Source organism: Pseudoxanthomonas sp. G3 (assembly GCF_057654715.1).
This window is the reverse complement of record NZ_CM172805.1, coordinates 3,134,325-3,158,242: the sequence shown is the minus strand read 5'-3', so window position 1 is coordinate 3,158,242 and position 23,918 is coordinate 3,134,325. Positions and strand designations below refer to the sequence as shown.

Annotated in this window: 26 protein-coding genes; 5 read left to right on the top strand and 21 right to left on the bottom strand. The window is 67.0% G+C overall.

Going from position 1 to position 23,918, the window contains the following annotated elements; genetic code table 11:
• Positions 1 to 61: 61 nt before the first annotated feature.
• Positions 62 to 1,552, bottom strand: coding sequence for a M20 family metallopeptidase (locus AC23D6_RS15140; protein WP_487750044.1), 1,491 nt, complete (start codon positions 1,550 to 1,552; stop codon positions 62 to 64).
• Positions 1,553 to 1,781: 229 nt separating this feature from the next.
• Here AC23D6_RS15140 and AC23D6_RS15135 point away from each other — a divergent pair, with 229 nt between their 5' ends.
• Positions 1,782 to 2,117, top strand: coding sequence for a ComEA family DNA-binding protein (locus tag AC23D6_RS15135; RefSeq protein ID WP_487750043.1), 336 nt, complete (start codon positions 1,782 to 1,784; stop codon positions 2,115 to 2,117).
• A 282-nt stretch (positions 2,118 to 2,399) separates the two neighbouring features.
• Positions 2,400 to 3,005, top strand: a complete 606-nt coding sequence (locus AC23D6_RS15130; protein WP_487750042.1) for a HutD/Ves family protein — start codon at positions 2,400 to 2,402, stop codon at positions 3,003 to 3,005.
• Between the two features lie 10 nt (positions 3,006 to 3,015).
• Here AC23D6_RS15130 and AC23D6_RS15125 read toward each other — a convergent pair whose 3' ends face one another.
• From AC23D6_RS15125 to AC23D6_RS15060, 14 genes are all read right to left on the bottom strand, one after another.
• The gene (locus tag AC23D6_RS15125; protein WP_487750041.1) at positions 3,016 to 4,656 is read right to left on the bottom strand and encodes a sulfite reductase subunit alpha; all 1,641 of its coding nucleotides are present in this window, start codon (positions 4,654 to 4,656) and stop codon (positions 3,016 to 3,018) included.
• Positions 4,653 to 5,645: an FAD:protein FMN transferase gene (locus AC23D6_RS15120; RefSeq protein ID WP_487750040.1), complete on the bottom strand. Its 993-nt coding sequence runs from the start codon at positions 5,643 to 5,645 to the stop codon at positions 4,653 to 4,655. The genes AC23D6_RS15125 and AC23D6_RS15120 overlap by 4 nt, the downstream gene beginning before the upstream one ends.
• A gap of 42 nt (positions 5,646 to 5,687) precedes the next feature.
• Entirely contained in the window at positions 5,688 to 6,500 is an 813-nt protein-coding gene (locus AC23D6_RS15115) for a DUF4198 domain-containing protein (protein ID WP_487750039.1), read from the bottom strand.
• Positions 6,501 to 6,531: 31 nt separating this feature from the next.
• Positions 6,532 to 7,065, bottom strand: coding sequence for a DUF2271 domain-containing protein (locus tag AC23D6_RS15110; protein ID WP_487750038.1), 534 nt, complete (start codon positions 7,063 to 7,065; stop codon positions 6,532 to 6,534).
• Between the two features lie 26 nt (positions 7,066 to 7,091).
• Positions 7,092 to 7,727, bottom strand: coding sequence for a PepSY-associated TM helix domain-containing protein (locus tag AC23D6_RS15105; protein ID WP_487750037.1), 636 nt, complete (start codon positions 7,725 to 7,727; stop codon positions 7,092 to 7,094).
• A 107-nt stretch (positions 7,728 to 7,834) separates the two neighbouring features.
• Complete coding sequence (locus tag AC23D6_RS15100) at positions 7,835 to 8,521, bottom strand: Fe2+-dependent dioxygenase (RefSeq protein ID WP_487750036.1); 687 nt, start codon at positions 8,519 to 8,521, stop codon at positions 7,835 to 7,837.
• A gap of 65 nt (positions 8,522 to 8,586) precedes the next feature.
• Positions 8,587 to 10,902, bottom strand: a complete 2,316-nt coding sequence (locus AC23D6_RS15095; protein ID WP_487750035.1) for a TonB-dependent receptor — start codon at positions 10,900 to 10,902, stop codon at positions 8,587 to 8,589.
• Positions 10,903 to 11,236: 334 nt separating this feature from the next.
• Positions 11,237 to 11,569, bottom strand: coding sequence for a non-heme iron oxygenase ferredoxin subunit (locus AC23D6_RS15090; protein ID WP_487750034.1), 333 nt, complete (start codon positions 11,567 to 11,569; stop codon positions 11,237 to 11,239).
• The gene (locus AC23D6_RS15085) at positions 11,566 to 12,105 is read right to left on the bottom strand and encodes a GNAT family N-acetyltransferase (protein ID WP_487750033.1); all 540 of its coding nucleotides are present in this window, start codon (positions 12,103 to 12,105) and stop codon (positions 11,566 to 11,568) included. Before AC23D6_RS15085 ends, AC23D6_RS15090 begins: the two co-directional genes overlap by 4 nt.
• Before the next feature lie 39 nt (positions 12,106 to 12,144).
• Complete coding sequence (locus tag AC23D6_RS15080; RefSeq protein WP_487750032.1) at positions 12,145 to 13,389, bottom strand: cysteine desulfurase; 1,245 nt, start codon at positions 13,387 to 13,389, stop codon at positions 12,145 to 12,147.
• Positions 13,386 to 14,648: a Fe-S cluster assembly protein SufD gene (gene sufD / locus AC23D6_RS15075; protein WP_487750031.1), complete on the bottom strand. Its 1,263-nt coding sequence runs from the start codon at positions 14,646 to 14,648 to the stop codon at positions 13,386 to 13,388. The genes AC23D6_RS15080 and sufD overlap by 4 nt, the downstream gene beginning before the upstream one ends.
• Positions 14,648 to 15,412: a Fe-S cluster assembly ATPase SufC gene (gene sufC, locus AC23D6_RS15070; RefSeq protein ID WP_487750030.1), complete on the bottom strand. Its 765-nt coding sequence runs from the start codon at positions 15,410 to 15,412 to the stop codon at positions 14,648 to 14,650. Before sufC ends, sufD begins: the two co-directional genes overlap by 1 nt.
• A gap of 152 nt (positions 15,413 to 15,564) precedes the next feature.
• Positions 15,565 to 17,004: a Fe-S cluster assembly protein SufB gene (gene sufB / locus AC23D6_RS15065; RefSeq protein ID WP_093300661.1), complete on the bottom strand. Its 1,440-nt coding sequence runs from the start codon at positions 17,002 to 17,004 to the stop codon at positions 15,565 to 15,567.
• A 15-nt stretch (positions 17,005 to 17,019) separates the two neighbouring features.
• Positions 17,020 to 17,481 (bottom strand): SUF system Fe-S cluster assembly regulator, encoded by a 462-nt coding sequence (locus AC23D6_RS15060; protein ID WP_487750029.1) that lies wholly within the window; start codon positions 17,479 to 17,481, stop codon positions 17,020 to 17,022.
• Positions 17,482 to 17,683: 202 nt separating this feature from the next.
• Between AC23D6_RS15060 and AC23D6_RS15055 the strand changes: the two genes are divergently transcribed.
• Positions 17,684 to 17,884, top strand: coding sequence for a hypothetical protein (locus AC23D6_RS15055; protein WP_487750028.1), 201 nt, complete (start codon positions 17,684 to 17,686; stop codon positions 17,882 to 17,884).
• Between the two features lie 15 nt (positions 17,885 to 17,899).
• Here AC23D6_RS15055 and AC23D6_RS15050 read toward each other — a convergent pair whose 3' ends face one another.
• A complete protein-coding gene (locus tag AC23D6_RS15050; protein WP_487750027.1) occupies positions 17,900 to 18,466 on the bottom strand; it encodes a c-type cytochrome in 567 nt (188 codons plus the stop codon).
• 122 nt (positions 18,467 to 18,588) lie between these two features.
• On the opposite strand from AC23D6_RS15050, the gene AC23D6_RS15045 reads away from it, so the two are divergent.
• Both AC23D6_RS15045 and AC23D6_RS15040 read left to right on the top strand, forming a co-directional pair.
• Positions 18,589 to 19,062: an SET domain-containing protein gene (locus AC23D6_RS15045; RefSeq protein ID WP_487750026.1), complete on the top strand. Its 474-nt coding sequence runs from the start codon at positions 18,589 to 18,591 to the stop codon at positions 19,060 to 19,062.
• 113 nt (positions 19,063 to 19,175) lie between these two features.
• On the top strand, positions 19,176 to 21,395 hold the full coding sequence (locus AC23D6_RS15040; RefSeq protein WP_487750025.1) for a DUF5916 domain-containing protein: 2,220 nt from the start codon (positions 19,176 to 19,178) through the stop codon (positions 21,393 to 21,395).
• A 21-nt stretch (positions 21,396 to 21,416) separates the two neighbouring features.
• On the opposite strand, the gene AC23D6_RS15035 is transcribed toward AC23D6_RS15040, so the two are convergent.
• From AC23D6_RS15035 to AC23D6_RS15015, 5 genes are all read right to left on the bottom strand, one after another.
• Positions 21,417 to 21,962, bottom strand: a complete 546-nt coding sequence (locus AC23D6_RS15035) for a DUF1439 domain-containing protein (RefSeq protein ID WP_487750024.1) — start codon at positions 21,960 to 21,962, stop codon at positions 21,417 to 21,419.
• A 14-nt stretch (positions 21,963 to 21,976) separates the two neighbouring features.
• A complete protein-coding gene (locus AC23D6_RS15030) occupies positions 21,977 to 22,546 on the bottom strand; it encodes a DUF1439 domain-containing protein (RefSeq protein ID WP_487750023.1) in 570 nt (189 codons plus the stop codon).
• A 53-nt stretch (positions 22,547 to 22,599) separates the two neighbouring features.
• Positions 22,600 to 22,899 (bottom strand): helix-hairpin-helix domain-containing protein, encoded by a 300-nt coding sequence (locus AC23D6_RS15025; protein ID WP_487750022.1) that lies wholly within the window; start codon positions 22,897 to 22,899, stop codon positions 22,600 to 22,602.
• A gap of 29 nt (positions 22,900 to 22,928) precedes the next feature.
• Positions 22,929 to 23,240 (bottom strand): DUF3861 domain-containing protein, encoded by a 312-nt coding sequence (locus AC23D6_RS15020; RefSeq protein WP_487750021.1) that lies wholly within the window; start codon positions 23,238 to 23,240, stop codon positions 22,929 to 22,931.
• Between the two features lie 107 nt (positions 23,241 to 23,347).
• A complete protein-coding gene (locus AC23D6_RS15015; protein ID WP_487750020.1) occupies positions 23,348 to 23,917 on the bottom strand; it encodes a M23 family metallopeptidase in 570 nt (189 codons plus the stop codon).
• Between the last annotated feature and the right edge of the window lies 1 nt (position 23,918).

Sequence of the window (23,918 nt, the reverse complement as noted above, 5' to 3'; positions counted from 1 at the left end):
TAGGCTGGAAACGGAAACGCCGGGTTTCCCGGGCGTTCCACGCGCACTGCGGATCAGCGGCTCAGCAGCAGCCGTGATCGCCATGCTGCTCGCCACCGGCCACGGCGGCCACACCGGTCGTCTCGCCACGCACGCTGGCCGCGTGGTGTTCGGCGATCACCCGGGCGACGCAGGCAGTGACCTTCTTGCCCATCGGGATGTGCAGGAATTCGTTCGGGCCGTGCGCGTTGGAGTGCGGGCCCAGCACGCCGGTGATCATGAACTGCGCACCGGGGAACTTCTCACCCAGCATGCCCATGAAGGGAATCGTGCCGCCTTCGCCCATGTACATCGCCGGCTTGCCGAAGAATTCGCGGCTGGATGCATCGATGGCCTTCTCCAGCCACGGCGACATCGTCGGCGCGTTCCAGCCGGTGCTGGCCTTCTCGAGTTCCAGACTAACGTGGGCGCCGTTCGGCGGGTCCTTCTCCAGCAGGTCCTTCAGCAGTTGGCCGGCCTGCTTGCCTTCCAAGGTCGGCGGCAGGCGCAGCGACAGTTTCACCGACGTATGCGGGCGCAACACGTTGCCGGCCGAAGACAACGGCGGCATGCCGTCCACGCCGGTCACCGACAGCGCCGGGCGCCAAGTGCGGTTGAGCACCAACTGGGCCAGGTCGTCCGCCATCGGCGTCATGCCGGGCAGGAACGGGAACTTGTCGAACACGGCAGTATCCAGCACGCGGGCGGCTTCCTGCGCCTGCGCCAGGCGGTCCGCCGGAATCTCCACCTGCAGGCCTTCGGGCAGGATGCGACCGGTCTGCTCGTCCTCCAGGCGCGACAGCAACTGGCGCAGCAGGCGGAAGCTCGACGGCACGATGCCGGACGCATCGCCGGAGTGCACGCCTTCCTCAAGCACCTTGACGGTGAAATTGCCGCCGGCCAGGCCGCGCAGCGACGTCGTGCACCACAGCTGCTCGTAGTTGCCGCAGCCGGAATCCAGGCATACCACCAGCGAGGGCTTGCCGATGCGATCGGCGAGGTGGTCGACGTAGGCGGGCAGATCGTAGCTGCCAGACTCTTCGCAGGCCTCGATCAGCACCACGCAGCGCGCATGAGGCACGCCCTGCTGCTGCAGCGCCTGGATGGCGGCCAGCGAGCCGAAAATCGCGTAACCGTCGTCGGCGCCACCGCGGCCGTACAGCTTGTCGCCCTTGATCACGGGAACCCACGGGCCCAGGTCCTCGTCCCAGCCGGTCATTTCCGGCTGCTTGTCCAGGTGGCCGTACAGCAGCACCGTGTCGGCGCCGGTGTCGGGGCCACTGGCCGGAATCTCGATGAAGATCAGCGGCGTGCGGCCCTCCAGCCGGACCACCTCCACCTGCATGCCGGGCACCGACTGGGCCTTCGCCCAGCGTTCCATCAGCTGCACCGCCTGTTCCATGTACCCGTTGGCCACCCAGTCCTTGTCGAACATCGGCGACTTGTTCGGGATGCGGATGTACTCGACCAGCTGCGGGACGATCTCGTCATCCCATTTTTCGGCTACGTAGCGGTCGACTTTGGCGGTATCCATGGCAACTCCGGGTACTGGATGCAGTGATCGCCCATTCTACGCCCCCACGGGTAGGACTTTTCCTACACGGTGGCGCGGCATTTACGGGCAGACCCTTGCGAGCCGGAGCGATACCTTGGGTGTCGTGGGCGCTGGAGACTTTCCACACCGTCGCAAGCGACGGAAGCATGGCGGATACGGCGACGCATCCGTCATCCATGGAGAGTCCAACGTCACAAGGAGAGTCGTCATGAAGTCATTCATCCAGTTTGCCAAGGTCATCGCGCTGTCGTTGCTATTGGCCGTGCCGGCGCTGGCGGCGGAGAAGGTCAACATCAATACGGCCGACGCCGCCGCGCTGGACCGGGTCCTGGTCGGCGTGGGGCCCGCCAAGGCTGCTGCGATCGTGGATTACCGCAAGGCCAATGGTCCGTTCAAGAGCGCTGAAGAGCTGGCAATGGTGAAGGGCATCGGCCTGAGCCTGGTGGAGCAGAACCGGGAGCGCATCGAACTGCGCACCAGCGCGGCGCAAGCCAAGCCTGCTGCCGCGAGCGCCGCCAAGCCGAAGCCGGTGGCCAGGCGTTGATCAATTCCCGCGTGAGGCCGCTTCCACAGGACGTGGACACCTCACGCAGGGGCAGGATGCCAGGGGAACCAGGCAGGATGCCGACAAGGACGTACTTATTGAGCGAGGGATTCGCGATGACCAGGGTTGACCCTGGTGGAAGGCAGGAGCCGACACGGAGGTGAGCATCGCCCGGGCACGCAGGATGTGCGCCCGGGCGATGTGCTTTCTGCGATGGACGGGTGTCGAAGTGCGCAGGTGATGTCGGGCTAGAATCGCGCATCGACATCGGGCGGGGTTCCCATGCTGGAGGCATCGCAGGTCATTCCGGCCAATGAGTACCGGCGCGAGCGCTGGAAGAACGGACTCGGATGGACGCGCGAGATCATCCGTGTTCCCGAAAGTGACGCCTGGCATTGGCGGTTGTCGATCGCAGAGATCGAGCGCGATGCCGCCTTCTCCGCGTTCCCCGACGTTGATCGTGAACTCGTGCTCGTGCGGGGGAACGGGCTCCGCCTGTGCTTTGGCGATGGGCGCTGCGTGACACTTGAGCCGCCGCACGGAAGGCTGCGCTTCCGTGGCGAAGACGACGTGCACGGCGAATTGGTTGATGGCCTGACGCACGACTTCAATCTGATGTGGCGACGCGATGCCGTGCGCGCGGAGCTGTTCCATCGGCCGCTAGTGGGGCCGATGTTGTTCTTCGCCGAGCCGGGCGTCAGCTGGGCCATCCATCTGCTCGCGGGCCAGGCGGCGTTCGACGTCGCGGATGGCTTGCCCGCGCTCTGGACGGGGGATACGGCGTTCCTCGTATCGACTGAGGGCCGCAGGCGATACGCACTGCAGGGCGGGGGCGAACTGCTCGCCATCCGTATCGAGGATCCGGCGCGGAGCGAGCCCGTTCCGTGACGACGCGGGATCAGTAGACGTCGCGCCGATAGCGGCCCGTGGCCAGCAGGTCTTCCACGCAGGCGTTGCCGAGCACCTCGCGCAAGACCTCGTCCACACCGGGCGCCATGCCCTCCAGGCTGCCGCAGACATAAAGCGCTGCGCCCGCCTCGATCCATTCACGCAGCCGCCGCGACTGCGCACGCAACGCATGCTGTACGTAGCGGTGCGCGCCGCCGTCGCGAGAGAAAACCTGATCCAGATGCTCCAGATGGCCTTCCGCCAGCCAATGCGCGACTTCTTCGCCATGGAAGCCGTCATGCGCGCGCTGGCGCTCACCGAACAGCAACCAGTTGCGATGCGCGCCCACGCGCTCGCGCGCACGCAGGTGCGAGCGCAGGCCAGCGAGTCCCGTTCCGTTGCCAATCAGGATCATCGGCACGTCGTGCATGGGCGCGTGGAAATTGGGGTTGCGTCGGATGCGCAACGCGATGCCGTCTCCGGGTACGGCATGTCGGCACAGCCAGCCGCTGCCCAATCCCGGCGTCCCGTCCTCGCGTGTCATCAGGCGCACGAGCAGATGCAGGGCGCCGTCGGTCGGAATCGAGGCGATCGAGTACTCACGATGGGGCAACGGCACGGCCGCATCGGCCACGGTTTGCGCCGAGACGTTACCCGGAAGGGCAGGCGTTGAAGGCCATTGGCTTGCCGCCACCACATCGGCTAGCGCGTACGTGTCGCTCTGCCAGGTCACGCGTTCCTCAGGCGAGCGGCTGATCGATTGCAGGAAAGCGAGGACGTCGGCGCGCGCATGCCGCGGACCGATCTCGGCGATGTCGCCGGCCTCCCAGTGCACGGGTACGCCGGCGGGCGGCGCGAGGGAAATGTGGAAAGCGGGACCGCCCACGCTGCCGGGATTCAGTTCGCGGCGCTCGATCAACGACCACGTCGCATAGCGCGGTGCTTCCCAGTCGGGAAGATCGGCGCTTCCGCTGATCTGGCCCAGATGGTGTTGCCAGTGGCGCAGGGCGCCGTCGTCCGCATTGTCGACTTCGACCAGATCGAACATCGGTTGCGCAGCATGTCGGCGCAGCCATTCGTCCAACTGGTGGCCGAAGGCGCAGAAGTGCTGGTACTCACGATCGCCCAAAGCGAGGACGGCGTAGCGGAGAGGCGCCAGCGTCGCGGGTTGGCCCATCACCGACCGCACGAAGCCCAGTGCCGGATCCGGCGGATCGCCTTCGCCCGTGGTGCTGACGATGAAGAGCGCCTGTGAAATTTGTGCCAGGCGTTTGCCATCCAGGTGTTCGAGGGCGCAGCGCTGCACCTGCATGCCGGCCTTGCGCAGCGACGCTGCCGTCAGGTCGGCCACTTCGATGGCGAAACCGGTCTGGCTGGCGTGCACTACCCAAGTGGCGTCCTGCGGCACGGTGGTGCCGGGCGACGCCGCACGATCCCGCCGGTGCGCCCACCGCAGCAAGACGGCGGTGAATCCAAGATAGCCAAACAGGGCAGCGCCTGCAGCAATCCATCGCGCGGCGGCCGGGGAAGCCACCCACCAGTCACCGCCTTGCCAACGGGCCATCAGCGCTGCGATGCCGGCGAGCAGCGCCAACACGAGCGCATTGCCCGCGCGCGTGCGGAAGGTGGATCCCGCCGGCATCGGACTCATGCGTCGAGATGCCGTTCGAAAGCGGGGGTCGCGTGTTCGACCAGGCCGTCAGGCGTACGCTCGAGGAAGCGGGCAGCCAGGCCGAGCGCTGAGGCATGCGCGTGGCCTGCTTGGGTGCCCATCACGGTGAGCGCCGTCGCCCAGGCGTCCGCTTGCATCGCGGTATCGGCGACGACGGTGACGGCTGCGGCCACGTCATGGACCGGAACGCCGGTGCGCGGATCGATCGTGTGCGAGTAGCGGGTGCCGTCATGTTCATAGGCATGCCAGCGATCGCCCGAGGTGGCCACGGCGACGCCGTCCAGTCGCAGCACGCGAGGCTCCAGGCCTTCGCTTTCGGCTTCTTCGTCCGGCGAGGATTCGACCAGCACGCGCCACGGCTGTCCGTCGGATTTGCCACCGTAGCCGTAGAGCTCGCCACCGACTTCGACCAGGGCGCCGTCGATGCCACGTTGCCGGAGCAAGGCGACCACCACGTCCACGCCGTAACCCTTGGCGATGGCCGACAGATCCAGGGTGATGCCGCCGCGCTGGAGCACGCGTGCGGCCGCCGGATCGAACGACAGGTGTTTCCAACCCACGCGCTCACGCGCCTGCGCCAGCGCTGCATCGGTCGGGCGACCACGCGCGTGGGCATGCGCGCCGAAACCCCAGGCCGCGACGAGCGGTGAGATGGTCGGATCGAACGCGCCTTCGCTGCGCGCGGCGACATCCAGGGCGGCGGCCAACACGGTGGCGAACCCTTCCGGCAGCACGAACCAGGTGCCGGCCTCCGCGCGGTTGAAACGGCTGATGTCCGAATCCGGTTCCCACGTGCTCATCTCGGCGACCACGCGATCGAGGCGCGCCTGCACGGCGTCATGCAGCGTGTGCAGATCGATGCGCGCACGCGCATGGAAGCGCACCGACCAGGTCGTGCCCATCGTCTGCCCATGCAGGGCCTGCACGGGCACGTTCGGTGCGGAAGAAGCGGGGAGGGTCGCGTTCATGCGGTGACGCCGCCGGATCGGAGTCCGGCGGCGCGTTGCGGCTTACTGCGGAAGCACTTCCAGCGTGGCCACGTAACTCAGGCGACGCTGCTTCGCCTGCGGAATCGTGGTCTTGGTGTCTTCCGTGCCGGTTTCCAGCCAGTACATGCCGGCTTCCGGCCAGGTCACGCTGAACTCGCCGTTGGCGTCGGTGGTGACCTTGATCTCGTCCTGCGCGTTGCGGTAACGCGTACCGCCGCGGGTGATCTCGAATTCCAGGCCCGCCGCCGGCTTGCCGTCGACCAGCATCTTGAACGTGGCCTTTTCACCGGCGAACAGATCGTTCGGATGCGTCACCGGCAGCAACTCCAGGCCTTCACCTGTCGCCTTCAGCGCAGTGTCGTTCGGCGAACCATTGGTCACGAACGTCTCGATGCGGCCGACCGATTGCGAGACCTGCAGGTTCTTCGCGTCCTTCGGCACCTTGGTGGCGAGGTCCTCGGGCTTGGCGCCGCGCAGGCCGGCCGGCTTGCCGTCGGCCCCTTCCCAGCGAACCATCAGGCCCTTGTTGACGGTCGCGATGCGGTAGGTGCCCTGCTGCTTCAGTTCGACGTCGAACACGGTGCGGTACTTGCCAGTGGCGAGGTTCTGCGCGTCCGCGGCGCTGCCGTCCGGCGCAGTGATGACCAGGCCTTCGGTGCGCAGCGGCACGTGGTTGAAGTAGAACAAGTCGTTCGACACCGCGGCATCCACCGTGATCCACGGATTGGTGCCGGCGATGACGGTCTGCGACGGCATCATCCAGGCCTTGTGGGCCAGGGCGCTGGCGGGGATGACGGAGGCCAGGGCGATGGCCACGGCAAGGGAACGCTTCATCGGAATCTCCAGCTGCGTACGTGGAAAGGGATCAGGGCTTGACGGTCAGGGTGACGGCACCGAGTTCGGTGGTGCCTTGCGCCTTGCCGGTCTGCGGCGGCTTCTTGGCCGGCCAGCTGAAGGGGATCTTCAGCAGTTCGCGGCCACCGACTTCGCGCGCGGCTTCGACGACCAGCGTGTAGTCGCCCGGCGCCAGGTTGGCCAACTGCGGCTGCTTGTCGGTGAAGCTCAAGGCGTGCTTGCCGACCGGCTTGGTCGGGCCGGTGACGCCATCCACCGGCACCTTCAGCGTGCGGCCGGACTTGCGCCACCACTGGCGCATGTCGGGCAACCACTTGGTGCCGTGGCCTTCGGCGGTGTCGCGCTGCTGGTACCAGACCGACAGGTTGGCGGCGACCTTCTGGTCCGCGCCTTCGATCCAGATCGCCACGTACGGGCGGTGGTACTCGGCCACGTTGAGCTTGGGGATTTCGACATTGATGTCCAGGGTGGCGGCATAGGCCGGTGCGGCCAGCAGGCCGCTGAGCGCGATGGTCAGCGTGGTGTGGACGGCGATCTTGGACATGCGGTCACTCGTGGGTGCGGGAAGGATCAGTGGATGAAGAGCAGGGCGATCAGCAGCGGCACCAGCAGGCCCAGCCCAACCATCGGCCAAGTCATGCGCCGCTGCCGGCCATGCAGGTAGAGCAGGAACAACCCGGTGATGCAGAACACCAGACAGGCCACTGCGAAGACGTCCAGGAACCAGCTCCAGGCGGTGCCGGCGTTGCGACCCTTGTGCAGGTCGTTGAAGTACGAGATCCAGCCACGATTCGTGCGCTCGTACTCCACAGCACCCGTTTCGCGGTCGATGCTCAACCACGCGTCGGTGCCCGGGCCCGGCATGGAGAGATAGACCTCCACGTCGGACCATTCCGCCTGCCGCGCGCCGATGGCGATCGATAACTCGTCTTCCAGCCACTTGGCGACACGCGGGGGAAGCGCTGCATTGCCTTCCTGGCGATCGCCGAGGCCCGCCAGCACGGTCGCGGGCAGCGTCGCCGTGCGATTGCTCACCTCGGGTTTGGCCTCGATGCGCGCGGCGTGGTTGAGGGTGATGCCGGTGATCGTGAACAGCAGCATCCCCACTAGGCAGACCGCCGAGCTGATCCAGTGCCACTGGTGCAGCGTACGCAGCCAGAAGCCACGACGTTGCTGCTGCAGGGCTGGGGAGGCGGGTGGAGACAACGGCGTCTCGAAGGCAGGAGGGCGGGGTGGCCATTACATCACAGATGAGAATGGCTCTCAATTGAGATCGACTCTCGTGGTGACCTGGACGGCCTGGTGCGCGTGGCTCAGGTCTCCGCCCATTGGCGCAGGAGGTTGTGATAGACACCTGTCAGCTGCACCAGCGCGGGATGCTCCGGCACATCGGCGGTAAGGCGGCGGATGGACACGTCCAGTTCGAACATCAGCCGTCGGTGCCCGTCATCGCGCACCATGCTCTGCATCCAGAAGAACGAGGCCACGCGCGCACCGCGGGTCACCGGCGTCACCTTGTGCAGGCTGGTGCCGGGATAAAGCACCATGTGGCCGGCCGGCAACTTCACGCTCTGCGTGCCGAAGGTGTCTTCGATGATCAACTCGCCGCCGTCGTACTCGTCCGGCGCGCTGAGGAACAGGGTGGCCGACAAATCCGTGCGGACGGGATCGACGCCCCCGCGGCTACGGTCGTAGCGGATCGCATTGTCGACGTGGTACCCGAACGACTGGCCCCCATCGTAGCGGTTGAACAGCGGCGGATAGATGCGCTTGGGCAGCGCCGCGGAGAAGAACGTGCTGTTGCGCGACAGCGCCTCCAGAATCAGTGCACCCACATCGCGCGCCGCCGGCGAATCTTCGGGGAGCTGGGCGTTGTCCTTGGCCTTGGCCGACTGGTAGCCCGCGGTGACGCGGCCGTCCGCCCAATCGGCGGCATCCAGGCGCGCCCGTGCCTGCGCGACCTGCGCGGGAGTCAGGATCTCCGGAATCGCCAGCAGCATGTCGGTTCACCTCGAACAGAAAACCCCGCCCATTGTGCATAGGCGGGGCATGGGACGCGGACGTATCAGAAGCGGAACGTGGCCGTCAGCACCGCGGAGCGGCCTTCGCCCGGGTTGGCCCATCCGTTGCCGGCGGTGACCACGCCTGCGGCGTTGACGGTCAGGTTGTTGCGAATGCCGGTGTAGTACTCCTCGTCGAACAGGTTGCTGACGTTGAGCTGCAGGCCGATACGTTCGTTGATCTGGTAGCCGACCATCGCGCGGTGGACCCAGTAGGCCTCCGTCTTCAGGTAGGCCGTCGCCGAGGAGTTGTTCGGATAGAAACTGCCCTGATAGGTCGCACCGTAGCCGAAGGTCCAGTCACCCAGTTCGTACGTGCTCCAGAGGCTGGCCGAGTGGCGTGGCGTCTGGGTCAGTTCGTTGCCCTTGACCGGATCGCTCGCCGCGCCATCCGCGGCATTCTGCAGGACTTCGCTGTCCAGGAACGTGTAGTTGGCGAACACCGCCCATTCGCGGGTGATGTTGCCGGCCACGCCCAGCGCAACGCCGTCAACACGCGCCTTGCCATCCAGCACCTGCTCCGGCTGCAGCGGATCGACGCTGGCCACCTTGTAGTTCTGGCGTTCGTTGCGGAACAGCGCGGCCGTCAACGCCAGGCGATTCTGCAGCACGTCCCACTTGGTGCCCAGCTCGATGTTGACCGCGGTTTCCGGATCGACGTTGCAGGTCACCGCGCTGCACGCGCCATTGACCGACGACTTCGACGGCGTCTTGCTGTTGGCGTACGACAGATAGACGCTGGCATTGTCCACCGGCTTGTAGACCAGGCCGGCGCGGTAGGAGAACAGATCGTCCTCGTTCTCGAACACACCGCTCACGCCGGTGATCTGGCCCGTCGTGGACACGATGTAGTTCACCGTGTCGCCTTCGTTGTGCTCATAGCGCGCACCGAGGTTCAACAGCCACTGATCGCCGAACTTCAACGTGTCGAACACGTACACCGCCTGATTGTTCAGGCTGCCCTCGGTACGGCCGGTGCGGAAGTAGTTCTGCGGACCGGTCCAGACGTTGTACGGGTTGTCGAAGTTCTGGAGCTGATAGGTGATGCCCGTCGTGGAGCCGTCGGGATTGCGGAACGTGGTGCCGGTGTCGAGTTCGAAGTCTTCCTTGCTGAAGGACACGCCGACGACGACGTCATGGCGCACAGCGCCGGTGCTGAAGCTGGCCGTCAGGTCGGTCTGGCTGTGGGCGATGAAATTCTCGGTATCGCGCACCAGTCCGCGTGGGCCGCCACTGGGATTCCAAGTCCCTGCCGGCTGACGCACCGTGGTGCTGCCGGGCATGAACGCGCAAGGGCCTCCGGTGTAGGGATCAGTGCCGTCGAAGCGGCACCAGCTGCCTTGCAGGGCCGTCGCGTTGGTGTACTGCTCCACGCGCTGCAGGCGGCCCAGACTGCGCAGGCTGACGTGGTCGCCGAAGTCCATCTCGAGCACGCCGGTCAGCATGTCCACGTCGCTTTCCTGGCGCGACGTGTTCCGGTAACCGAAATAGGTTTCGCGGTCGACGCCTGGCAACGGGCCGTCGTTGAACGGGCTTAGCGCGAACGGCACACCGTACTGCGGCATGTTGTTGTCGTGCTGGTGCAGGTAGCTCACGGTGAAGCGGGTATCGGAGTCCAGGCCGAATGCGATCGAGGGGGCGAAGCCCCAGCGGTGCTTGAATTCTTCGTCGCGGCCCGGGACATCCTGGGTATGGCCCATGGCGTTCAGGCGGACGGCGATGCCGTTCTCGAAATCGAAATTGCTGTCGGCGGTCACGCGGCCGTACTTGTCCGAGCCGGCGCCCACGGTAACGGTATTGAAATCGCCTTCGCGCGCGGTCTTGCTGACCAGGTTGATGGTGCCGCCGACGGAGCCTGCACCCGACATGGCCGAGTTGGCGCCGTTGATCAGTTCGATCGACTCGAGGTTGAACGTGTCGCTACGCGTGTACTGCGCACTGTCGCGCACCCCGTCGGTGGTGATGTCGCTGCTGGCGGTGAAACCTCGCAGGTTGATGCTGTCGCCATACCCGCCGCCGCCTTCGCCGGCGCCGAAGGTGATGCCGGGCAGCGTGCTCAGCACGTCCTTCAGGCCGAGCAGGTTCTGCTGCGCCATGACCTCGCTGGTCACGACGGTGATCGTCTGCGGCGTATCCACCAATGCCTCGGTGTATTTCGGCGAGCTGGCTTTCTGCACGCGCTCACCGTGCACCTCGACGGTGTCCAGTTCCTTGGCCTGCATGGCGGCATCGGCCGGCGCTTCGCCGGCAGGCGCGGCGAGAGCCGGGGCGGTGATCGCCATGAGCAGGGCAGCGGTCAGGGGGGAAGGGCGGAAGTTCATAGGCATCCTTGGGTGCTTGGGCGGATGACCCGGTGGCGATAGCTGCGGGACAGAGGTGAGAAAAAGGGATTCGTTAGTGCGCGATGCGCGGCGCACAGGCGGGGCGCCTGGCGCGCCCGGGCGGCCTCAGCGAGGGGGGCCGCAGCCCCAGCAGGCGGGGGCGAACGCGTGCGCGAGCCGTCGGCCTTGGGGGGGGCGGATGACAGTCGGCAGGACGGGACGAAGGACGCGCGGCACCGGGGCCTCGAAGGGCGGGCTGCGGCGGGCTGCCGCAGGGTGCGACAGGATAATGAGAATGATTTGCGATTACAACAGAATGTTCACATTCTGAGGGTCAGTCCCGGTCGTCCCGGGTCCAGATACCGCCGTGTTCCAGGCGGACCGGGAACTTGGCCACCGGCGAGTAGGCCGGGGCGCACAGGGCGCGGCCGTCGCGGATATCGAAGCGCGCCCCGTGCAGGACGCACTCGATGCTGGCTTCCGCCGGGTCAAAGTGGCCGGAGGACAGCTCGAAGTCCTCGTGGCTGCATTTGTCTTCCAGCGCGTACAGGTCGCCGTCGTGGTTGAGGACGACGATCGGCGTCCCGGTGACCTCGTCGAACACCGTCTTCAGCTCGCCGGGCAGCAGCTCGCCCGTGGCGCAGACGAAGGTCCAGGTATCGCTCATGCGAGGGCCCCCGCCAACGGCTTCTCGAGGATCTCGAAGCGAAGGTCGTTGCGCTTGGGAATGCCATAGCGCTCGTCGCCGTAGGGAAAGGGTTTCTTGATGCCGGTGCGCAGATAGCCGCGTCGGCCGTAGAACGCGATCAGTTCTTCGCGGATGTCGATCACCGTCATCCGCATCGCCGGCAGGCGCCATTCGTCCCGTGCGATGCGCTCGGCTTCGGCCAGCACGGCCTTGCCCACGCCGCCGCCCTGCAGGTCGGGCCGAACGGAGAACATGCCGAAATAGCCGGCGCCGTCCTCCTCCGCCACGTGCGCACAGGCGAGCAGCGTTCCCGTGCGCTCGGCCAGGAGGATACGGCTGCGGTCGCGGTCGATGTCACGGGCCAGCCCGTCCGGATCGATGCGCTGGCCATCGAGCATGTCGGCTTCGGTGGTCCAGCCCTGCTTGCTCACATCGCCGCGGTAGGCGGACGTGACGAGGGCGACGAGGGCCGGGATATCGGCGTGGGTAGCGGTGCGGAAGGTCAAGGTATCCATGCCGTCCATTGTAGGGCGGCGGCCCGCTCCGACGCAGCGTCAGACGAGCAGGTTTCGGGCCTTCCGGAGGGCGACGATGAAACGCTCCACATCCTCGTGTGAGTTGTAGAACGCAAATGAAGCCCGCAGCGTGGCGGCCACGCCATAGAACTGCAGCAGAGGATGCGCGCAGTGCTGGCCGGAGCGGACGGCGACGCCCTCCAGGTCCAGCAGCGTCGCCAGGTCGTGTGCGTGCGCGCCTTCGATCAGGAAGGAAATCACCGCCGCCTTGTCCGGCGCACGGCCGAAGATGCGCAGGCCTTCGATGCCATCCAGCTCCTCCGTCGCATGCGCCAGCAGTTCCGCCTCGCGTGCTTCGACGTTCGCCATGCCCAGCGCATCCAGATAGTCGACCGCGGCGCCCAGGCCTATGAAGCCAGCGATGTTCGGCGTACCCGCTTCAAACTTGTGCGGCGGGTCGTTGAACACGGTGCCGTTGAAACTGACTTCCTTGATCATCTCGCCGCCGCCGATGAACGGCGGCATGGCCTGCAGGTGCTCCTTGCGCGCCCACAGCGCACCGGTGCCGGTGGGGCCGCACATCTTGTGGCCAGTCAATGCGTAGAAGTCGCAGCCGATCGCGGTGACGTCGACCGCACGGTGCGGCACCGCCTGCGAGCCGTCCACGACGGTGACGATGCCGCGCTTGCGGGCTTCGCGACAAATCTCGCGCACCGGGTTCACCGTTCCCAGCACGTTGGAGGTGTGGGTGATGGCGAGCAGCTTCGCGTCCCCGGTCATCGCGGCGTACAGCGCGTCGAGGTCGAGCGTGCCGTCCTGGCGGATCTCGGCGACCTTCACCCTCGCGCCGGTGCGCTCGGCAACGAGCTGCCACGGCACGATGTTGGCGTGGTGCTCCATGCGCGAGACCAGGATCGTGTCGCCGGCCTTCAGGCGCGGCAGCGCCCACGAGTACGCCACCAGGTTGATCGCGAAGGTGGTGCCGCTGCACAGCACCAACTCGTCTGGCCGCACGTTGAGGAAGCGCGCCAGCGTCTTGCGCGCGCCTTCGTAAGCTTCGGTCGCCTCCGTGCCGAGCGTATGCACGGCACGGCTGACGTTGGCGTTGTGCTGGCGGTAGAAATCGTCGACGGTCTGGATCACCGATGCCGGCTTCTGTCCGGTATTCGCGCTGTCCAGGTAGGTCAGCGGCTTGCCGTTGACCTGGCGGGTGAGCAACGGGAAGTCGGCGCGGACGAGCGCCCAGTCGATGGCACCGGCCTCGCGCAGGGCTTCGTGGTTCATGCCGACTCCAGCGCGGCCAGGGCCGCGTCCACGCGCGCCAGCAGCGCCTCGCGCACGTCGGCGTCTTCGATCACGCCCAGCGGCTCGCGACAGAATGCGGCCGTCAGCAGCTGGCGGGCTTCGGCCTGGGTCAGCCCGCGCGAGCGCAGGTAAAACAAGGCATTGGCATCCAGCTGGCCGACCGTGGCGCCGTGCGCGGCCTTCACTTCATCGGCATGGATTTCCAGCACCGGTTGCGTGTCGATCTCGGCGTTGTCCGACAAGAGCAGGTTCTTGTTCGACAGCGCGGCGTCGGTGCCGTCTGCACCTTCGCGGATCAGGATGCCGCCATGGAACACCGCGCGCCCACGACCGGCGCCGAGCCCGCGCCAGGTGAGTGCGCACGCGGTGTCACGGCCGATATGGTCGATGCCCAGGCGCGTGTCGAGATGGCGACGCCCGCCCGCCAGCAGCACGCCGTTTGCCGTCAGCCGCGCGTTGTCGCCTTCCAGTCGCACGTTGAGTTCATGGCGGGACAGGGCGCCACCCAGTTCCAGGTCGACGCGGCGGTAGTCGGCATCGCGCGCGAGCACCGCATCGGTGCGCAGCAGGGCTGTGGCGCGGTCGCTCTCGGCCTGCACGCGTGCATGCGACAGCGTCACCCCCGTCGCCAGGTGCACGTGGCTGAGCGCATTGATGAAGTGCGCGTGCGGTGTGGCGGCGAGATGGTGTTCCACCACGGTCAGCGACGCGCCGGCGCGCAGTTCGATCAGGTTGCGCAGGTGCCAGGCGCGGTCGGCCCCGTCGTCGGTGCCGATGAAGACCAGGTGCAATGGCTGTTCGCTGCGCACGTTGGCTTCGGCGCGCAGCAGCAGGCCTTCGGTCGCCAGTGCGGCGTTGAGCCGGGCGAAGACTTCGTCCGTGCGTTCGAAGCGGCGCTGCAGGAAGCGCGCCGCATCGCCGCCCTCGGCGAGGGCTTCGGACAGCAGTTGCAGGCTGACGCCGTCCGGCAGGTCGGTGGTCAGCGACAGCGCCACCGAGTAGCGGCCGTTGACGAACACCGCGCGCGGGGCCGGGATGTCGGCCAGCAGCATCGGGTCCAGCGACGGCAGCGCCTCGACCACGGTGAAGCTGCGCCGCTCCAGCTGGCGCAGCGAGGTGTACTTCCAGGCTTCGGTGCGCGGGCCGGGCAGGCCGTCGCGCAGCGCTTCGTCGAGCACGGCGCGGCGCGCGGCGTCGCCGCTGAAGCCGGCCGACAGGGAGTCGAGCAGCGCGCTCATCAGGCCGCCTGCTCCGGTGCCACCCGGTCCTTGATCCAGGCGTAGCCGTGCTGTTCCAGCTCCAGCGCCAGTTCCGGGCCGCCGGTCTCGACGATGCGGCCACCGGCCAGCACATGGACGACGTCCGGCTTGATGTAGTCGAGCAGGCGCTGGTAGTGGGTGATGACCAGGAACGCGCGGTCCGGCGAGCGGAGCGCGTTGACGCCGTCGGCGACGTTCTTCAGCGCGTCGATGTCCAGGCCGCTGTCGGTTTCGTCCAGGATCGCCAGCTTCGGTTCCAGCACGGCGAGCTGGAAGATCTCGTTGCGCTTCTTCTCGCCGCCGCTGAAACCTTCGTTGACGCCGCGGTGCAACAGCTCGTCCTTCAGGTGCAGCACGGCCAGCTTCTCGCGCACCAGCTTGAGGAACTGCATGGAGTCCAGTTCCGACTCGCCGCGCGCCTTGCGCTGCGCATTGAGCGCCGCGCGCAGGAAGTAGGTGTTGTTCACGCCCGGGATCTCGACCGGGTACTGGAACGCGAGGAACACGCCGGCGGCGGCGCGTTCTTCCGGGTCCAGGTCCAGCAACGGCTTGCCGTCGAACTCGACGCTGCCGTCGGTGACCTCATAGCCCTCGCGGCCGGCCAGGATGTTGCCCAGCGTGGACTTGCCGGCGCCGTTGGGCCCCATGATGGCGTGTACTTCGCCCGGCTTCACTTCCAGCGAGAGTCCCTTGAGGATGTCCTTGCCGGCGACGCTGGCGTGGAGGTTGTCGATCTTCAGCATGTTCGTTTCCGTTTGATTCTTTCGAGCCCCTCTCCCAGCGGGAGAGGGGTTGGGGTGAGGGGTGATGGAGTCCCGATGTTTGAGATCGCCGGACTTCGTTGCCCCTCATCCGCCCTGCGCGCAACTTCTCCCGACGGGAGAAGAGAAAAGCCTTATCCCACGCTGCCTTCCAGCGACACTTCCAGCAGCTTCTTCGCTTCCACCGCGAATTCCATCGGCAGTTCGCGGAAGACCTGCTTGCAGAAGCCATCGACGATCATGCTGACGGCGTCTTCCTGGCCGATGCCGCGGGCGCGGCAGTAGAACAGCTGGTCGTCGCTGATCTTGGAGGTGGTGGCTTCGTGTTCCAGCGTCGCGGTGGGGTTCTTCACTTCGATGTAAGGGAAGGTGTGGGCGCCGCACTTCTTGCCGATCAGCAGGCTGTCGCACTGGGTGTAGTTGCGCGCGCCGTCGGCATTGCGGTCCACCTTCACCAGGCCGCGATAGGTGTTCTGGCCGCGGCCGGCGCTGATGCCCTTGCTGACGATCTTGGACTTGGTGCGCTTGCCCACGTGGATCATCTTGGTGCCGGTGTCGGCCTGCTGGCGGTGGTGGGTCAGTGCGACCGAGTGGAATTCGCCCACCGAGTCGTCGCCCAGCAGCACGCAGGACGGGTACTTCCAGGTGATCGCCGAACCGGTTTCCACCTGCGTCCAGGTCACCTTGGCGCGCGCGCCACGGCACTCGGCGCGCTTGGTGACGAAGTTGTAGATGCCGCCGCGGCCTTCCTCGTCGCCCGGGTACCAGTTCTGCACCGTGCTGTACTTGATCTCGGCGTCTTCCAGCGCAACGAGCTCGACCACGGCCGCATGCAGCTGGTTCTCATCGCGCATCGGCGCGGTGCAGCCTTCCAGGTACGAGACGTAGGCCTTGTCCTCGCAGACGATCAATGTGCGCTCGAACTGGCCGGTGTGTCCGGCATTGATGCGGAAGTAGGTGCTCAGTTCCATCGGGCAGCGCACGCCCTTGGGGATGAACACGAAGCTGCCGTCGGAGAACACCGCGGAGTTCAGCGCGGCGAAATAGTTGTCGCCCACCGGCACCACGCTACCCAGGTACTGCTTCACCAGCTCGGGGTGCTCCTGGATGGCCTCGGACATCGAACAGAAAATCACGCCCTTCTCGGCCAGCTCCTTGCGGAAGGTGGTGCCCACGGAGACGGAGTCGAACACCGCATCCACCGCCACGCCGGCCAGCTTGGCGCGCTCGTGCAGGGGCACGCCCAGCTTGTCGTAGGTGTCCAGCAATTCCTGCGGCACTTCGTCCAGCGAGGCGTACTTCGCCTTCGGCGCGCTGTAGTAGCTGATGGCCTGGAAATCGATCGGGCCGATCTTCAGCTTGGCCCAGTGCGGGGCCTGCATCGTCAGCCAGTGGCGGTAGGCGGCCAGACGCCATTCGGTCATCCACTCCGGCTCGTTCTTCTTCGCCGACAGGGCGCGGACGACGTCCTCGTCCAGGCCGGGCGGCAACGAATCGGATTCGATGTCGGTGATGAAGCCGGCGTCGTAGCGACGTCCCAGCTGTTCCAGGATTTCAGCGTTCTCGGTGGCCATCGGGCTGCCTACGGTTCAACGGGTCGCGACCTGCACGGCGATGGATCGCCTGCGCACGTCGTCGGAAGGGGAGGGGGGCGGGGTAACCATCTGGGCGAGAGTGAAGCCGCGCAGGGCGTCGGCCACCACGTCGTTGATCAGACGCCAGTTGGCGCGCGCGCCACATTTCTGGGCGATGCCGCACTGGCTTTCGCTCTGGCTGCACTCGGTCATCGCCAGCGGCCCTTCCATGGCCTCGACGATCTCCACCAGACTGATGTCGGCCGCATCGCGGCTCAGGCGGTAGCCGCCGTGCACCCCGCGCAGGCCTTCCACCAGGCCCGCCTGGGCCAGCGGCTTCAGCACCTTGCTGACGGTCGGCGTCTCCAGACCGGAGTGCTCGGCCAGGTCGGAGGCACTGAGGATCTCGCCCGGCCGGGCGGCGAGCACGGTCAGGACCACGGTGGCGTAGTCGGTCAGCTTGGTGACGCGGAGCATGGGGGAGGGAGCTCGGAAAACGTACCGAAATTGTACGCTTTCACGCCGCCCGGCTCAAACCCCGGGGTTTTCCCCGTTCAGCCGGGGCGCGGCGGTTGACGAATGTCATCCGCGATCGTTGACGGTTGCGACTGATGCGGCATCGGCGGGTTCGGGAAGATGGGTTCCGTCCACTTCCGGACGCCATTCCCGGATCGCCATCATGACCACCCACACTTCGTCCAACTCCATCCCGTCCGCCCGTGGCCTGGACCAAGGCTTCCTCTGGCGCGTGCTGCTCGCCATCGGCGGGGTCTACCTGGCGGTAAAGCTGTTCCGCGGGCTGGGCCAGTTGTTCTGGACCGTCTTCGGCCTGGCCCTGGGCCTGGTCTGGATGTTCAACGGCCGCCTGTTCCCCGGGTAAGGCGGCCGCAAAAGCTCAGTGCGCGGCCGGCGCCTCGGCCGTCGGTGCCGGCAGGACCAGGCCGAGGTACGGTGCCGGCGGCGTCTGGCCGGGCGGCAGCGCCTCGGGCGCGGGCTGGCCGGCGGCGCCGAGCGAATGCACGAAGCGGTAGATCGCGCGGCGGTCTTCTTCGGTCATCGCGCGCACGGCGAAGTCCGGCATCATCGGGCGGGTGCGCAGGTTGGCGCTGTATTCCAGCCACTGCGCTTCGGTGAGCTGCTGCATGCGCAACCGCAGGTTGCTCGGGTAGGTAGTGCCCCACGGGCCATGGAAGCCCATCGGCGAACCCACCAGCCACGCCGCCTTGTCGGTGGTGCCGCCGGATTCTGCATAGCCCGGCGTGTGGCAGTCGTTGCAGCCGGTGGTCCGCACCAGGTATTCGCCGCGGGCGAGTAGGTCGGCATCACTGTCGGCGGGCGTAGGCAGTCGGGTCGCCGTCTGCGTTTCCGCAGGCTGGCAGGCGGACAGGGTGAGGCACAGAGCGGTGGCGAGCAGGAGCGGACTGGCGCGCATGTCGAAGGTCGTGATGAGGGGGACGGGCATCGAACGCGTCGTCCCGCGCGAACCGGCCACGCACCCCGGCGGCCGCGTTCAGGCAATGGAAAGTTGGGAAACCCGCGCGCATGGGCGAGAATCGTCGTTCCTCCCTCCCGCCGGACCCCCGCATGCCCCGCAAGATCGAAGCCCGCCAATCCGACATCCACGGTAACGGCGTGTTCGCCATCGCGCCGATCGCCAAGGGCGAACGCGTGGTGGAGTACAAGGGCAAGCGCCGCACGCATGAGGAAGTCGACGCCGACGACACCGGCGACGTGGACTCCGGCCACACCTTCCTGTTCACGCTGAACGACGACTACGTCATCGACGCCAACTACAAGGGCAACAAGGCGCGCTGGATCAACCACAGCTGCGACCCGAACTGCGAGGCGGTGATCGAGGAGCACGACGGCAAGAATCGCAAGAAGGACAAGGTCTTCATCGAAGCGATCCGCGCCATCAAGCCCGGCGAGGAACTGACCTACAACTACGGCATCACCCTGGACGAGCCGCACACCGCGCGCCTGAAGAAGATCTGGGCCTGCCGTTGCGGCAGCAAGAAGTGCACGGGCACGATGCTGCAGCCCAAGAAAGGGCGCTGATCTCCACTTGGCACGGATGCCGCAGGATGCCGAAAGGTTGAAATGACCGAAGGCAGGTGTGGCATCCACGCCGCATCGATAACGTGCGCGCTCCGGACCACCACCCGCCCGCCATGACCCCGACCCGATTCGCCGGCCTGCTCGCGCTGGCCCTGCCTTGTACCGTGGCCCAGGCCGTCGAGATCGATGGCCGCATCGATCCTGCCGAATGGCAGGATGCGCAGCACGTCACCGACTTCCGCAAGACCCAGCCGCTGACGGGCGAGCCCGGTTCGCTCGCGACCGAGGCGTGGGTGCTCGCCACGCCCGACGGCCTGGCGATCGCGTTCCGCAACGCCCAGCCGCCGAACGTGCCGCGCACGCGCCAGAAAGTGCAGCGCGATTTCGATGCCCAGGTGGACCGCGTCAACGCCTTCATCGATTTCGATGGCGACGGGCGCACGGGCTATGCCTTCACCATCAGTTCCACCGGCGGCGTCGCCGACGAGATCATCACCAACGAGAACCAGTTCAGCGGCGACTGGGACGGCCAGTGGCGGCATGCGGTCGCCGAGGACGAGCAAGGCTGGTCGGTCGAGCTGCTGATCCCGTGGCATACCGCGCCGATGCGCGACGGCACCGACGGGCAGCGCACGCTGAAGGTGTTCCTGGCCCGCGTGATCGGTTCCACCGGCGAGCGCATGGCCTGGCCGCAGGCGAGCTTCGAGCGCCCGCGCTTCCTGTCGGATTTCGCGCCGGTCACGGTACCGCGGTACGACCAGTCGCTGCTCGCTGTCACGCCTTACGTGTCCGGCCTGTACGACAATGTCGGCGGTGGCGCCGACTTCAACGCTGGCGCGGACATCTTCTGGAAGCCGAACGGCCGCTTCCAGCTCTCGGCCACCGTCAAGCCGGATTTCGGCCAAGTGGAAGCCGACGACCTAGTGGTCAACTTCAGCGCCACCGAAACCTTCATCAGCGACAAGCGCCCGTTCTTCACCGAGAACCAGGGCATCTTCGAGCTGACCACGCCGTCCGACGACAGCCAGCAGCTCTATACGCGCCGCGTAGGCAGCACCGGCGACATCACGGCGGCGGTCAAGTTGAACGGCAGCCTGGGCAAGGCCAACTACGGCCTGTTCTCCGCCGACGAGGACGGCGCGAGCGGACGCAGCTATCACGCGCTGCGGCTGGTGCGCGATTTCGAACGGCAGAATCTCGGCGCGATGCTGACCCGCGTGGACGACGACGCCCGCGCTCGCGAGGCCACTGTGCTCGGCGTGGACCACAACTGGCGGCCCACCGCGCGCTGGAACATCCGTACGCGGCTGCTGGGCAGCCGCATCGAGCAGGCCGGCGACACCGTGCAGGACTATGGCGCCACCGTGTGGGCCGACTATGAAATGGACCGCGGCTGGCGCCAGCAGTGGATTGCCATGCATTTCGGCAACGACCTGCAGCTCAACGATTTCGGTTACCTGTCGCGGAACAGCACCAACTACCTGCACTGGGAGGCGCGCAAGCGCTTCAGCGACCAACCGGAGGCCTCACGCTATTCGTCCAAGAATTGGCGCTGGCGGATCAGCAGCAGCCACAATAACCATGGCGAGAAGCTCAACGACCAGTTCCGGATGAGTCGCGAAGGCCAGCTGCGCGACGGCAGCTACGAGTACGCGCAGATCAACGTCAACAGTGCGGGACTGAACGACACGCTGCTGCGCGGCAACGGCATCGTGCGTCTGCCGGCGAACATGAACGCGTATTTCGAGTACGAGCGCCCCCGCAAGGGAAACTGGGCGCACGACGTCGAGGTGGAAGCGTTTGGCGGCGGGCTGGCGGGCAATCGCAAGCTGGGTTCGGCCTTCTGGTACGGCGCCACCTACTTCATCAACGACGCTTTCAGCCTCAACGCGGGCCTGAATGTCGTGCGCCGGCCCGACTGGCTGATCTGGCAGGGCGCCGCGCAGGGCGACCTGGTCGGTGCCTTCGATGGTCGCGAGACGACGCTGCGCGCCGGCCTGGATTGGAACATCGATCCGCGGCAGGAACTCCGCGTCAAGCTGGAAGCGATCGCGATCAGTGCGCGTGTACACGACGCATGGCGCTTCGATCCGTCAGGCCATGCGGTGGCCGCCAGCGACACCGTCGAGGATTTCCGCGTGCGCAATCTGGGCTTCCAGGTGCGCTACCGCTACGAACTCGCGCCGCTGTCCTACCTGTATGTCGTCTACGCGCGCGGCGGTTACGAGCAGCTGCCCGGCACCGACGGCGTCGACGACGCACTGCGCGACAGTTTCAGCCTGCGCAACGATGAACAGCTGATCGTGAAGCTGAGCTACCGCTTCGAACTGTGAGGGTCGCGTCGTGGCCGCGCGTCAGCGCGGGGCGGTGTCCAGCCCCAGCTCGACGTGGCCATCCCTAATCCTCAGGGAGTCGGCGGTCAGCGTGCCCGGCACCTGGGCGAGCTCTTCCGCGCTCAGCCGATAGAGCGGACGGGTGCGCGCGTACTCGCGGATCAGGTCCTGCAGCACCTCGCGCGAACCGCCGGGCAGGCCGCGTCCACCGGCGCCGGTGCCCAGGTGTTCCAGCTGCGGGTCGACCAGATGCAGGCCGCGCGTGGCCGGGTCGTAGCGCAGGCCGCTGCTGACCACGACGTTGCCGTATTCCAGGCGCTCGCCGGTGGTCAGCGCGATGTCGTAGTTCATCTGCAAGCGGACGCGTTCGCCCGGTGTGGGAATGCGCACGTCGGGGTCGCTGAGGGTCAGCGACGCGAAGCCCTGCAGCAGCGATTCCTCCATCGGGAAGCCCGCCTGGGCCGCCGCCTGCAGTTGCCCCGCATCGAAGCGCAGCACCGAAGGCGTGGCCGCCGACGCCAGTGTCGGCGCCACAAGCAAGACGATCAGAGCCAGGAAAGATTTCATCATCGCGAGGCCGCTCACTGCAGCGGGATGACCACGCGGCCATCCTCGATCAGGGGGTTGCCGATCTGCTTGCTGGCCGGCAGACGTCGCAGCACATCGCTGTCGATCTTGTAGACCGGCTCGTTGCGCGCGTATTCCTGCAGCACGGTGTTGACCAGCTGGCGGGTGCCGCCGGACATCAGCGAACCGGCGCCGGGCACGTCCACGGAGAGGATCTCCGGGTTGTCCAGGTGCAGGCCCTGGGTAGCTGGGTTGTAGCGCAGCCGGCTGGCCAGCGCGAAGTGGCCGCGGCTGACATCGCGCGCGCCGAGCGCGCTCACGCCGATGTCGAAATCCAGGCGGAGCCGGTCGTCGCCGGAGGGAATGCTCAGGCGCGGGTTGGTCAGCGTGGCCGACACCAGGCCGCCCAGCTTGTCGAATTCGCGCGGGAAACTCTGGTTGAGGTAGCGCTGCAGCTGCGGCTGGGTGAAGTTGATCTGGTTGCCCAGCAAACCGGTGACCGCATTGAGCGTGCTGCACCCGGCCAGCGCAAGCGTCGCGGCGGCGGCGAGGGTGGCGGTCAGGAAATGGCGTCGCGTACGCATGGTGGGCTCCGGAAGGCGTCGGCGCACCATAGCCGGGGCCGCCTGTCCGGACCCTAACCGGCAGCGCCGGGGTCGCGGGCGAAGCGTTGTTTGCGTTCGGCGGTGTAGTGCCACCACGGCGTGGGTGCGCCGCCCTCCATGAAGCGTACGGCGGCGATGAAGCAGTCGCACAGGCAAGGATCGTGGCGCTGGCCGGTCTGCGCGTTCACGCGTGCGTAGAGCGCGTAGGGGTCCTGTCGCACCAGTGCCTGCGGCGTGGCGATGCCGATGCCGCGCAGGTCGTTCGCGATGGACGGCCCGATGTTGGGGATGTCCTCGAGGGTCCTGACATCGTGGGCGTGGCGGGCTTTCATCGGTGCCAGCTTAGCGCGCCGAGTCGATGTCAGCCGGCGTCGCGGGTGCGTTCTTTCAGCGTCCGGATGAACTCGCCCATGTGCGGGCGCAGCGGTGCGAACAGGTCGTCGGCGTCCTTGCGGTGGTCGAGCATCAGGCCGCTCAGCAGCTTGGTGCCGACGACCAGCGCGGCGCGCTCGTCGCCGCTGAAGCCGCGCTGGCGCTGGACGTTCTCGAGGATGCGCATCCAGTCGTCGTGGCAGGCGTGTTCGAATTCGATGGTGCAACGGCCGTTGCATTGCAGGCCGTCGTCCTCGATGGGCGTGACGGTGATGCGGTAGCGGTGGGTGTTGTTGGGCATGGGAGCGTGCGCGAGGGGCGCGGTGGGGACCATGGCCAAGATAGGCGCGTCCGCCTGGCCTAACGAGGGGGCGCGCCGTGATGGACTGTTCCGCCGGCCGGCGTGGTTCAGCGAGCGGAGGCGGGCGTAGCGCCGGCCCGGAACAGCGGTAGCGGATCGTAGGCGCCCTCCGCCCCGTAGATGCCGTAATGCAGGTGCGGCGGCGTGCCGCGCGCGTTGCCGGTGGTGCCGACGAAGCCGAGGACGTGCCCGGCCTGGATCGCCTGGCCGGTGGCCAGCGCCGGCGCCCACCCGTCGAGGTGGGCGTAGTAGTGACGTTCGCGCGCCGGGCCGAGCACCCAGACCTGACGCCCGCCGAGACCGCTGTCACGCAGGGCGACCACGATGCCGCGGGTGGCGCTGCGCACTGGCGTGCCGCGTGCGGCGAAGATGTCCACGCCCTGATGGCTGCGATCGGGACCGCGTGGCGCGCCGAAGGTGTCGGCGATCTGGCTCGCACGCACGCCCTCCACCGGCACGGGAAGCGACACGGGCGGCGGCGCGCGCGCGATATCCCAGAGCATGCGCGCCGACGCCAGGAACGGTTGGCCCCAGGCCCACGCCAGCGCAACGCCGATCATGAAGCACGCGAGCAACCCCCATGCGAGGCGTCGCCCCCTGCGTGCGCCAGTCCGCATG